General features: G+C 42.6%; 10 protein-coding genes and 1 tRNA gene. 4 read left to right on the top strand and 7 right to left on the bottom strand.

Features of this window, described 5'->3' with window-relative positions:
* Positions 1–211 precede the first annotated feature (211 nt).
* Both J4N23_RS18640 and J4N23_RS18635 read left to right on the top strand, forming a co-directional pair.
* Positions 212–285 (top strand) — tRNA-Pro (locus J4N23_RS18640).
* 519 nt (positions 286–804) lie between these two features.
* The gene (locus J4N23_RS18635) at positions 805–1,197 is read left to right on the top strand and encodes a response regulator (RefSeq protein WP_207429347.1); all 393 of its coding nucleotides are present in this window, start codon (positions 805–807) and stop codon (positions 1,195–1,197) included.
* Positions 1,198–1,201: 4 nt separating this feature from the next.
* Here the strand turns inward: J4N23_RS18635 and J4N23_RS18630 are convergent, their stop codons facing one another.
* A complete protein-coding gene (locus tag J4N23_RS18630) occupies positions 1,202–2,920 on the bottom strand; it encodes a S41 family peptidase (RefSeq protein WP_207429346.1) in 1,719 nt (572 codons plus the stop codon).
* A gap of 165 nt (positions 2,921–3,085) precedes the next feature.
* On the bottom strand, positions 3,086–3,301 hold the full coding sequence (locus J4N23_RS18625) for a hypothetical protein (RefSeq protein ID WP_207429345.1): 216 nt from the start codon (positions 3,299–3,301) through the stop codon (positions 3,086–3,088).
* A 138-nt stretch (positions 3,302–3,439) separates the two neighbouring features.
* Between J4N23_RS18625 and J4N23_RS18620 the strand changes: the two genes are divergently transcribed.
* Positions 3,440–4,015 (top strand): porin family protein, encoded by a 576-nt coding sequence (locus J4N23_RS18620; protein ID WP_207429344.1) that lies wholly within the window; start codon positions 3,440–3,442, stop codon positions 4,013–4,015.
* 37 nt (positions 4,016–4,052) lie between these two features.
* On the opposite strand, the gene J4N23_RS18615 is transcribed toward J4N23_RS18620, so the two are convergent.
* Together J4N23_RS18615 and J4N23_RS18610 are read right to left on the bottom strand one after the other, a co-directional pair.
* Positions 4,053–4,712 carry a hypothetical protein gene (locus tag J4N23_RS18615; RefSeq protein ID WP_207429343.1) on the bottom strand — a complete coding sequence of 220 codons (660 nt, stop codon included), beginning with the start codon at positions 4,710–4,712 and terminating at the stop codon, positions 4,053–4,055.
* Positions 4,699–5,277 carry an RNA polymerase sigma factor gene (locus J4N23_RS18610; protein WP_207429342.1) on the bottom strand — a complete coding sequence of 193 codons (579 nt, stop codon included), beginning with the start codon at positions 5,275–5,277 and terminating at the stop codon, positions 4,699–4,701. The genes J4N23_RS18615 and J4N23_RS18610 overlap by 14 nt, the downstream gene beginning before the upstream one ends.
* Before the next feature lie 248 nt (positions 5,278–5,525).
* Between J4N23_RS18610 and J4N23_RS18605 the strand changes: the two genes are divergently transcribed.
* Complete coding sequence (locus J4N23_RS18605) at positions 5,526–6,251, top strand: DUF4197 domain-containing protein (protein ID WP_207429341.1); 726 nt, start codon at positions 5,526–5,528, stop codon at positions 6,249–6,251.
* 44 nt (positions 6,252–6,295) lie between these two features.
* On the opposite strand, the gene J4N23_RS18600 is transcribed toward J4N23_RS18605, so the two are convergent.
* The 3 genes from J4N23_RS18600 to folE are packed head-to-tail and all read right to left on the bottom strand — an operon-like array spanning position 6,296 to position 11,635.
* Positions 6,296–10,027, bottom strand: coding sequence for an ATP-binding protein (locus J4N23_RS18600; protein ID WP_207429340.1), 3,732 nt, complete (start codon positions 10,025–10,027; stop codon positions 6,296–6,298).
* A gap of 48 nt (positions 10,028–10,075) precedes the next feature.
* Positions 10,076–10,960 carry an ACP S-malonyltransferase gene (fabD, locus tag J4N23_RS18595; protein WP_207429339.1) on the bottom strand — a complete coding sequence of 295 codons (885 nt, stop codon included), beginning with the start codon at positions 10,958–10,960 and terminating at the stop codon, positions 10,076–10,078.
* Positions 10,961–10,993: 33 nt separating this feature from the next.
* Entirely contained in the window at positions 10,994–11,635 is a 642-nt protein-coding gene (folE, locus tag J4N23_RS18590; RefSeq protein ID WP_207429338.1) for a GTP cyclohydrolase I FolE, read from the bottom strand.
* Positions 11,636–11,651: the final 16 nt, after the last annotated feature.

Here is an 11,651-nt window from a genome sequence, read left to right as displayed (position 1 = left end):
ATAAAAGCCAACCCTTTCCCCTAAATAATATAAAGCTCCACAGATCGTCCTAAAAAATGAAACCGCCTCACAATTGACTTGTGAGACGGCCTCTTTTTTATTGCCTATTCTATTGGCGGCCGATCGTGCATTTTACAGCTATAAAAATTTTCCTAGCGCTATTTAATCAACATTTTTATATTTGCGACGTTAACAAGTTTTGTTAACACCGCGGGATGTAGCGTAGCCCGGTATCGCGCCAGCATGGGGTGCTGGAGGTCGTCGGTTCAAATCCGGCCATCCCGACAAAAGCCGTTGTTCATCAGCGGCTTTTGCTTTTTCAGAACTTTAGCTAGCCGTTTAAATGCTTGCCTTGTTATCAGGCAAGGTCAATCTGCCTCCCAGTACCTTTACTAGCTTTCCTTGTTAAAATAAAAGTGTTGTTTTTAACACCTTGTATCCTAGAATAAAAGCTTCATTTATTGTCCAGACTCTCCCACATCACCTCCTTACCCTCTTACTTAATTTTTCGAGCGGGGAGCATTGGTTCAAATTAAAGTTGAAATTAAAAGTTGTTACCCCTCGTACAGCTTCGTATGCTTAAGAAAAGGTTCCCAGCGCCGCAGTCGTAATCCTGAAGGTTGGGATCACTTCGAAAACGGATACAGCCTCAATTGGGCACGATGACTAGGGATATTAGTTTGTTATCCTTATAAAGTAAGCAATGCAGCCCTTGGTATCAGAGGTTTTTAGTTAAGGGGAGAGACATAAATGGAATACACAACAAAAACAATCTATTTGTTGTCGTGTTTCAATCCTAATAAAATGTTAGACGCGATAATTATTGACGACGATCCGCTTCATCACAAAATAACTGAGATATACATCAGAAAGAGAAGTGCATTTAAGAGTTTTAAATCGTATACAAATCCTGTGAACGCGTTGGTGGATCTGATGGACGATTACTACGCATCAAAAGAGCTTCCCGACGTTATTTTGCTTGATTTAAACATGCCTGAGTTGAACGGCTGGAGTTTTCTCGATGTGTTCAACAATATTATCGCCCTAAAGGGCTGCAAAACCTCTGTATATATTGTTACATCCTCTATTGATCCCAACGATAAGGAGCGCGCAAAACTTTATTCATGTGTAAAAGGCTTCTATCCCAAACCGGTCTCTTATGGAATGTTTGACGACATTCTGCAGGAGGGCCACTAATTTTTTAATTCTCCCCAATACTTGCTGAATAACCATCACCCGGCTTGCCAATCGATTTGTAGTTTCCGCTTCCCTGTAAGATGGAAGCTAGCAGATTTTTATTGCCCAAAACTTTGTAAGCCGTTTTAATATCTTCGTCATACTGGAATCCGTGCTCAATGCGGCCCTTTTGGAAGTAGTACCGTCCGGCAATTTCATTCTCCAAGATCCGACGAATTTCATCTTTAAACTGACTCAAATCATTCTTTTTACTCACAGAAAGCTTGCTTTTAAATGCGTCAAATTCTGCCTTCACTTCAGCTAGTTTGTTTTCCTTCTCTGCTTCAGATTTAAGTTCGTTCAGTATTCTTTCGGTCCGCGTGCTGTAATTGTAATCTTTGTCGGATAAGTAGTTGACGAAATTGCTGTAATCAGCCTCAGACAGTTTGAACGACTTAGCCTCTCCTACAGTAGGGTGGGTTTTCACATACTCTGTAGCAAAGTCAAAAATGAGGTAGCGGTTAACCAAGGTTTGAGAAATACTACTGTACCTGAAAGGTTTTACAAACAAGTCAGGGTAAACTCCACTTCCGTCGTATACAGAGCGACCAGCCTTGGTCTTATATTCAGTGATCAGAGAGTCAGCTACTTTCTCAACCCCACCCTCATTATTCCTGTGCGTATAGTCTAAGGCCTGGATGCATCGTCCTGAAGGCGTGTAATATTTTGCCACGGTGACCTTAACGAGGCTGTTGTAAGGAAGGTTGAAGGTCTGTTGTACCAATCCCTTTCCGAAGCTTCGTTGTCCAATTACCACAGCACGATCCAGGTCCTGTAGTGAACCTGCTACAATTTCGGCCGCTGAAGCTGAACGGTTGTTTATCAGCACAACCAGAGGAAGGTTTGGTGCCAAAGGGGCATTGATAGTACGGTAGGTAATGGTCTTCTCCCGGTTACGCCCTTTTTGGGCTACCACCGTTGTGTTTGCTTCGACAAAAAAATTAACGATTTTAACGGCTTCCTGAAGTATCCCTCCCCCATTGGAGCGAAGGTCGAGTACCAGGCCGGCAGGATTATTTCTTTGAATATTTGTTAGTGCCGTCTTCACTTCCTCGGCAGAACTTTCAAGAAATTTATCGAGTTTGATGTACCCAACATTGTGCTCCAGCATGCCGGCATAGCTAACGTTGGGCTGACTTATTTCTTCCCGAATGATGTTCTTCTCCAGGGCGCTAGACTCATTGTTCCTTTTAATAAGAATTTTAACAGGAGTGCCCTTCGGCCCCTTGAGCAGGGAGCTAACCTGCTCATATATTTTTCCGCTTAAAGAAACGTCATTGATCGCTATCAGTTCGTCGCCTGCTCTTATGTCTGCCTTTTGAGCCGGAAAACCCTCAAAAGTATCCGCAACGAAAAATCTACCTCCCCGGTTTTGAATACTGGTTCCGATACCGCCATACTGCGTGCTAACGTACTTCATCCTGTAGTCTTCGATCTCTGATTCAGGAACGAACTCCGTATACGGGTCCAGGCTTTCCAGCATAGCATCTATGCCGGTCTTCATAATTTTTGAAGAGTTTACTTCGTCAACATAATTAATATTAAGCTCTTTGTATAATGAAGCGAAGATGTCTAAGTTTTTAGATGTTTGGAACAGGTCCTCTTTATACGTGAAAGAAATTAGCCCTGCACTTATTGAAACACCTAGTACTATTTTTTTAACATTTGATTTCAGCTTCACCATATCGTCAGTTTTTCATTTTGTAAACGTATCAAATTAAGATAGCGTACGAGATATAAATTTAATATCTGCAGTGTAATTTACAACATGTTATCAATATTATTACGACGGAGAAGGGAAAAAAGGTTGGGGTTTTTGGTATAGAAATAAAGCTCCGAAGCGGAGCTTTTAAAGTCTGTTATTATCAATGTTGACTAGGCCCTTTTTCAATGTAAAAACAACATATTCGCGGCTTCGACGAAGGCGAGACATTAAGTGTTGGATAAGCTGCTCTTCCTGTCCGGGCTCGTAGGCTAAATCTTCCTCACTAAGCTCTCGGTACTTTCGTCTTACTTTTAGCTTTAGTCTTTCCCAGTCTTCTTTGCTGATGCTGATCTCTGCCATAAAATTTTTTGCGACAAAAGTATAAATTTTCGCGTCTTGTTGTAGAAAGGATTCTGTGTAAGTTTGGCAACTTTTTTAAACTACTTGTGTTGTTGAAACTGACACACAGTTGGTACTTAAAACTTAAAAATGAATATCATGAAAAAACATTTGTTCTTAACCAGCATGCTGCTATTGACAATTTTCATAGCTCATGCCCAGCTACCATCATTTGATCTGGGAATCAAGGCCGGAGCGAATCTGGCCAGCCTCAAAGGTGACGTTGCTTCTTCTGAAAATCGCCTTGGTTATCAGGCCGGTGTTTGGGCACGCATTGGGGGCTTGGGATTCTATGTACAACCGGAGGCCTACCTTGGAAGTAAAGGTGGTAAATTTGAGCAAGAAGATCAGAATTTCAGCGGCAAGGTAAATTTTACCACTCTTGACGTGCCGGTGCTTGTGGGCAATAAAATCGGGACGAATAATTTCAACATCCGCTTTATGGCGGGGCCGATCTTTTCTTTTTTGTTGAAAGAGGATGTGGAAAAAGCTGCTACCGACTTTCGGGGTTACCGTGACCAAACTATAGGTGCCCAGCTCGGTGCAGGCGTGGACTTAGGCAACCTGGCAGTCGACCTGCGTTTTGAAAAAGGGCTAAGCAATATTAGTAAAAGCGGCCAGTATGATCAAAAGCAAAACCTTTGGCATTTTAGCTTGGGCTATAAACTATTTTAGATGAAAAGGCTGCTTCAGTAATGAAAGCGGCCTTTTTTTATTTCAATTCCAATTTCAGCTTTACTTCTGTAGGAAGTTGACTTGCCGTCCATTCGGGCCCTTCCTTAATTAGCCTGATTGCTTCATCACTTCTTTTCGACGAGGGGCCGCTCAAAAGTTTTACATTTTCAATCGCCCCCTTGCGATCCAAATATACTCCTACAACTATCGACTGGCTTGATGGTGCGGCTGCCTTTTCCGTCAAGTTAATATTTAAATATTGCTGGTAGTCTTTCCATCCGCGTTGCGGCTGGGCATTGCCGGTGCTGCTAACAATCTTAAGATTGTTGAATGTACTAAGCTTCACTTCTACATTTTGCTGTTCGGAATGATTTTCCTTGCTGCCTGTACCTTTCATCCAAAACAGGATACTTGCTGCGATAAACAGTAATGTTGCTGCGGCTGCTATGCTGACGCGTTGCCAGGAGAAGAAAAACTGGTTTTTGTTTTCTTCCTGTTGCGCCACCCGCTCTTCCAATTGTCGTTGTAGCAGACTTAGGTGCTTAGCGGCTGACGTGCTCACAGAATATCCTTCCAGGGCATCAGCCAAAAAGGGATCGTCTAAAGCCTGGCGCTCCAGTTCATGCATTTCTTTTTCACTCAGCTTGCCTTCCAGGTATTGCTGAATGATGCTATAGTTCAGTTTATTCGTTTCCACGATTTTTCTCCATACATATTTTTAAGTTACGCTTGCCATTTTGGATGTAACTTTTCACTTTGTTCGCATCAAAGCCTGTAATTTCTGCAACCTCTTTGTAGCACTTTTGCTGTAGATAAAACAGATCAATGGTAATACGTTGTTCATGGGGAAGCTTCTCCATGCATTTACTCATGCTGCTTAGTTGCTTTTCTTTCAACTCGTCATTCTCTTGATGATCGAAAAGCGGTTTTTCCACACCGTTCTCTTCAATATTCACAAATTCATGCTTCTGTAGGGATCGAAGATCCATCAAGCAAAAGTTCCGGGCCAAAGTGTAGAGCCAACTCTTGAAATTTCCCACCTCATGAATGCGCAGTTTCGTGATTAATTGCTCGAATATCTGCATTACTGCGTCTTTGCTTTTATCTTCGTCCTTATAGTACTTGAGACAAAGACCATAAAGCAAAGGCATATACCTTTCATACAGACAACCCAATATCTCCAGATCGCCTGTTTTCTTGTATTGATCAAGCAAATCTGCATCCGTAGCGGTCGAGGTATTTTTATGTTTAATAAACTTCAATGTATTTGCGGTCTTTTAAATCACTGCTATTGTGATGCAGAGTTTCCGTAAATCTCACAATTTTTGATGATATTTTGGTGTCATGGCTAGCTCTGGTTTAACTTTTTTTCAGCTTATTTGTTATCGCAAAAGCCAAATCGGCCGGCTCTACGTCCATTTGCATCTTGATATTGGACATTTAGGAGCTATAGATGTTAAACTTTATTGAACTTTAGTTGCTCTAATTGAAACACGCACACCACAGAGACATGAAGAAGCTAAGCTTATTTTTAGGGGCAATTTTCGCGTTAGTTATTACTGGCTGCGAAACGCTAAACCAGACAGCGCAGATATTAACGCAAAGTACCGGGACGCCTACACAGGCGGAGATAGCAATGGGTTTGAAACAAGCGCTGGAGTATGGTACGACTTACAGTGCGGATCGTCTTTCGGAAAAAAATGGTTTTTTCGGAAATGCCGCTATAAAAATTCTTTTTCCTCCAGAGGCACAAAAGGCAGAGCGTGCACTTCGTAGTTTAGGCCTGAATCAACTAGCGGATAATGTTATTCTAAGTATTAACAGGGCAGCAGAAGAAGCGGCTCGCGAAGCAAAACCAATTTTTATTAGTGCTATTAAACAAATGACGATAGCCGACGCTAGCAATATTCTATTGGGAAGGCAAAGTGACGCAGCCACACAGTACTTTCGAAGAGTTACTAGCGAACAACTAGAGTCAAAATTCCGGCCTGTGATTCAGCAGAGTCTCGGTCAGGTAGGAGCAACGAGGTATTGGAACGATGCCATCACGCGGTACAACCAAATTCCCCTTGTTTCGGACATTAATCCGGATCTCTCTTCGTATGTTACTCAAATGGCCATAAGCGGTCTCTTTCACGAAATTGCCCAAGAGGAATTGCGGATCAGACAAAGTATTTCTGCCCGTAATACCAGCTTGCTGCAAAAAGTATTTGGATACGCAGATCGATATCAATAACAAGAAGTGTTCTTGCCGGCCAACTCTAGTTAAGCCGGCAATCGCTATCCTGCTAAAGGAAGTAAAATATAGAAGGTGGTTCCTTTATTCTGTTCCGTTTCAAACCGAATCGTTCCAAACATATTTTCAACAGCTTGCTTCACGAACGCCAGACCCAGCCCTGTTCCTGAACTCTTTGTGGTGAAGTTGGGGTTGAAAATTCTGTCTCGCAGTTCCGGTGGAATTCCTTTTCCATTGTCTTTCAGTTCGATAAGTATGTTCTTTCCAGTTAGCTGAAGAGTAATTTCTATGTTGCCCTTACGATAGTCGGGGATGGCTTCGGAAGCGTTTTTTAATAAGTTGTTGAAGATCCGAAGTAAGTGGTCTTTACCTCCTTTAACAATTACATCCTCGCCAGCCAAGTTCTTGAAACTTATATTCAAATCCTCTACATTCCGATAAACCTCAATTGATTTTTCAATAATCTCGGGAAGGTTGATATTCTCAAACGGGGTGTCAGGCATTTTGGCAAAGTTGGAGAACTCGGAGGCGATTAGCGACAAACTTTCTATCTGTTCTATAAACGACTTACTAAACTTCTCAAATTTCTTGTCAAAATTAGGGTCCTTTTCTTTCCAGGACTTCTCTAGCAGTTGGACCCCCAGTTTTAATGGAGTAAGCGGGTTTTTAATCTCGTGGGCCACTTGCTTGGCCATTTCCCTCCAGGCTGATTCCCGTTCCGAGCGGGCTAGCTTTTGGGCACTGTCTTCCAAAGCAAGAATCATGTTGTTATACTCCTGAATCAAACCACCGATCTCGTCATTGCTTTTCCATTGGATCGGTTCATTTTTAGTCCCAATCTTGATTTCCCCGAGGCTTTTCCCTACCAGCGTCAGGGGATAAGTAATCTCGTTGGCAAGGAAGATGGCGAAAAAGGCAATTACCACTAATACCAGGGCGTAAACATTTATTAAGGTATTTAGGTAAGATCCCACCCGCATATCGTAATCGGCCTCATTTGAATAATAAGGAAGCCCAAGGTAGGCGATGGTCTCGTTGTGGTCGTTCCTGATTGCCTTATACGCAGAAATAAATCCCATTTTCCCAATTTGCTCATTGTTCAAATACTCCGATCGTTGATATCCGTCAATAAAAACATAAGCGAGGGAATTCATCAGTGGCTCCAGGAAGCCATAGTCGTAGATGTTGGGTTGGGTACTGAAGATCAGCTTTCCACTTACGTCGTAAAGATTAAGGTCCGTTGCATTTAAATTGGCGAAAGCATGCAGTGTTTGTTCATTGGCGATGAGTTTGCCATCATTAAACATGTTGTTCTTCTCGAGTCCATTCTGGATCAGATTGATCTGCTCGATCAGCTCCTGTTCCTGCTGTTTCTTGAACTGCTCGCTGATGCTGATATAGGTGATCACGCCCACAATAAGTAAGGTTAGCACTATCGCCGCAACGAGTGAGGCCTGGATACGGGTTTTGTACAATATCCTATTTCGCGAGATAAGGTAACTCCACTGATAACCATGTCGCCTGAAATTATCGTCATGGAAAATAACCCAAATCTGGTAGATAGAGATAACGAGCAGGGAGAAGGTGAGCATCACCAGGAACAGAAAAGATACGGAAGCAAGTTGCATCACCCAAGTGATGATAGGCTTACTTACCACAATTACCTTTCGGGATGTGGATTGATAGATGATGTGGCTGTAACCGTTTTTCTCTTTAAAGATAAATTCTCTGGGGGTGCCTTTAAAATCGTCGTTTACCAGGTTGTAAATGTACTCGCCGCTTTGGTTCACCAGCTTGTTGTTGCTATAGAAGGCAAAGGAATAGCTGTTAAGTTCTTCGTCCGTGTTGATCTTGCCATCTGCCAGCACTTCTGGAAATGAACCTACCTCCTTAAATGTTTTAGACTCGAGCCTAATAGCTAGCGTGCCAAGATTCTCGCCGTTGTTTCTAACAGGTATAAGAGCAAAGTAGCTTTGAGAGCCAAACGTATTATTTTCACGGTAAAAGTATTCTGACACTTTAATGGAACTGTCAATCACCTCTTTTTTCAAGGATTCGATGGCCGCACTGTCCGATGTCGAGACGCCATAGCCGGGCCAACTGGTGTAGATGTCAAAGTCGTACCTGGAGAGGTAGCCATCGAAGTACAGCTTTCGGAGTTTGCCATGGAGAGCTTCTTTATCCGTCTTCTGCTCTCCGAAGTATTCTTGAATCATTTCATCCTTCAGCAGGTCTTGCTCCAGCGAAAAGAATAATAGTACTGCATTCGGATCATCCGCTGACTCCAGTTTGTGCGCTATGTCTTTTCGCAGCTCTCTTTCCTTCGTAAACTGGAAGGCCGACAGCTTTATCGAGGAGATAATGGCGAACAGCAGTACTGTAAAAAGAAAGATGATCAGTTTGTAGCTATGGTTTTTGTTATAGAAAGCCCATCCTCGTAAAAATATTATCACGGCAAACAGAAGCAGGTAGATGCTGAACTGATTAAATATCACCTGCGAGGTTAGTATTACCAGAATCCCGCTAATGAAGATTACTAAACGTTCTTTGTTATTCAAAGAAAGGCTTTCGCCGACAACGAAGGCAATTTCGATTAGCAGGTAGATATTGAAAATCGCAACACACATCAGCATTATTCCCAGCCAGCTGTGTGCATCGAGATAAATAACGTTCGTCACATCGAAATTGATGTTGGATCTGGTAACCAGGCTATGGAAAATATCGTTGTGCTGATGAGCTACCAGATAGATGATTACACCGAGCAGAGCAAAAATGGCGATTGAAGCTTGCTTCGTCAGTGGTGTCGAAGAAATCCTGATTTCGTACCGATAGCTGAAGATGAAGCTGAGAAACCATGAAACCATTATCGCATTCAAGAGGAAGTCTCCCAGGGTTGGGAAGAAGTAGCTCCCCGAGTAATATTTCTCATCGAAAACAGGAACATCAAAATAGGTATCGAGCCAGGAAAACTCCAAGGTAAGTATCCTGATGAGGAGAAAGTAAAAGAAGAAAAGGCCGATCGCACTTTTAACATAGCCTTTGTTTGCAACAGAGATGGCCAGATAGTTGACAAAAATTGTTGCAAAGAAGGCCGCGAGCAACCACATCCAGAGCTCTAATTTAGAATAGAAAGTGTTGGTGACAGCCGACTTCAGTTTAACCGAAAAAAGATATTTGCCGGCCGAATTTTTAATGTCGTACACTTCCTTGTCGCCAAATTCAGCAATGTCAACATTGTTTTCAGTAACCAGATCCGACGAGAAATTATTTTTAAGATGCTTATTCTGAAACCGGTAGTCGGATTTGATGGGAATAAAGCATACTACTGAAAAATCTCCCTCTGTTTTTTTTATAGCCTCGTACCACCCGTTATCTGACTTAAGCAGGCTGGAGCCCTCTTTAATCCCAGCGTCAGTGCTGGGGGCAAACTTGATCCCTCCCCAAAATGTCAGCTTTTTATGATGGTAGGTATTGAGTACCAAGTTCCTTTTATCCCGGAAGTTATAAATCAGCTCAGTAGCAAGGGCAGGATTATCATGAATAGTTTTTAGAGCCTTGAAGTTATTGGCATTTCGGAGATATTTGTGCACAAATTTTTCTTTCTTGTGCAGGTTCCGTTCGATCGTGGTGGCATCGAATTCAAGAATTTCAGTTTTGTCGAACGTGAAATTTATCGTAAGTGCCGTAGCGGCAAAACTTACGGTAAGCAGGAACAACAGAAGCCTTATTTTGAAGGTGGCACTCACGAAAGCAGGGGTTTTTAGGTAAAATATCATTGGAAGAGACAGAATCGTGTGTTAATTCTGTCTCTAAAAAATAAGATGTTAACTTGCAGAGGCGCTTGAAGTCTCCACCGAACGGTCCACTTTTTTTACCAGTCCCTGGAGCACATTGCCTGGCCCAACCTCAATAAACGAAGTTGCTCCATCTTCAAGCATCTTTTTCACGGTTTGTGTCCAGCGCACTGCTCCGGTCAGTTGAGAAATTAAGTTTTTCTTAATGCTCTCGGGGTCGGTATAGGGTTTTGCATCAATGTTCTGGTAAACCGGGCAAACGGGTGGATTGACAGTTGTAGTGGAAATAGCAGCTTCGAGTTCAGCCCTTGCTGCTTCCATCAAAGGAGAATGAAAAGCTCCGCTAACATTTAGTTTAAGAGCCCTTTTTGCTCCTCTTTCTGTTAGTAAGGCACAGGCTTTGTCAACGCCTTCAATACTGCCCGAAATAACCAATTGACCCGGGCAGTTATAGTTGGCCGGAACAACAACTTCGCTCACCATATCACATACTTCTTCCACCGTGTAGTCGTCCAGTCCTAAAATTGCCGCCATAGTTGACGGCTGAATTTCGCAGGCTTTTTGCATAGCGTTCGCGCGGGCAGCTACCAGTCTCAAGCCGTCTTCGAACGAAAGGGCTCCTGCTGCTACAAGAGCAGAAAATTCGCCCAATGAATGACCTGCTACCATGGCTGGCGTGAAATAGGCACCAAGTGAATCAGCAAGAATAACAGAGTGAAGAAATATAGCAGGTTGCGTAACCCTGGTTTGTTTTAGATCTTCATCTGTCCCATTGAACATGATGTCAGTTATTCTGAAACCTAGTATTTCGTTTGCTTTTTCGAATAATTCTTTTGCTCTCTCTGATTGTTCGTAAAGGTCTTTTCCCATTCCTGGAAATTGAGCCCCTTGGCCTGGAAATATGTATGCTTTCATCCTGTAAAGGAAAATATAAAAATTGGTTTTTAATTAATCTAGACGGGCTGTTATAAGACGTAAAAATTCAGCCCTGGTTTTTTCGATCTCGAATGCGCCCGTAAAGGCAGAGGTAGTAGTAACCGAGTTCTGTTTTTGAATCCCTCTCATGGACATGCAAAGGTGCCTGCATTCAATAACCACTGCAACTCCCAGTGGATTCAGTGTCTCCTGGATACAATCCCGAATCTCGTTCGTTAACCGCTCCTGTACCTGAAGCCGACGCGAGTAAGCTTCTACTACTCTTGGGATTTTACTTAAACCTACAATGTGTCCATTAGGGATGTAGGCAACGTGCGCTTTCCCCAGGAAAGGTAACATATGGTGCTCGCACATCGAATAAACTTCAATGTCCTTCACAACCACCATCTGACTGTATTCTTCCTTGAACATGGCACTGCGAAGAATTTCATGTGGCTTTAAGTCATAACCATGGGTCAAATACTGTAACGCCTTTGCAACTCGTTCCGGGGTTTTTAATAAACCTTCCCGAGACGGATCTTCCCCCAGATCAGAAAGTATCTGGCTGTAGTGGGACGCGATGCTTTCTATTTTCGCCGGGTTATATCTGTCGATTTTAACATAACCATCCAGTTCATTCTCTTCGGCCATGTGATTGATTTGTTTTTCGTCCATTAAATGAATGATATTT

It is taken from the genome of Pedobacter sp. SYSU D00535 (genome assembly GCF_017355855.1).
GTDB lineage: Bacteria > Bacteroidota > Bacteroidia > Sphingobacteriales > Sphingobacteriaceae > Desertivirga.
This window is presented reverse-complemented; position numbering and strand designations above follow the sequence as displayed.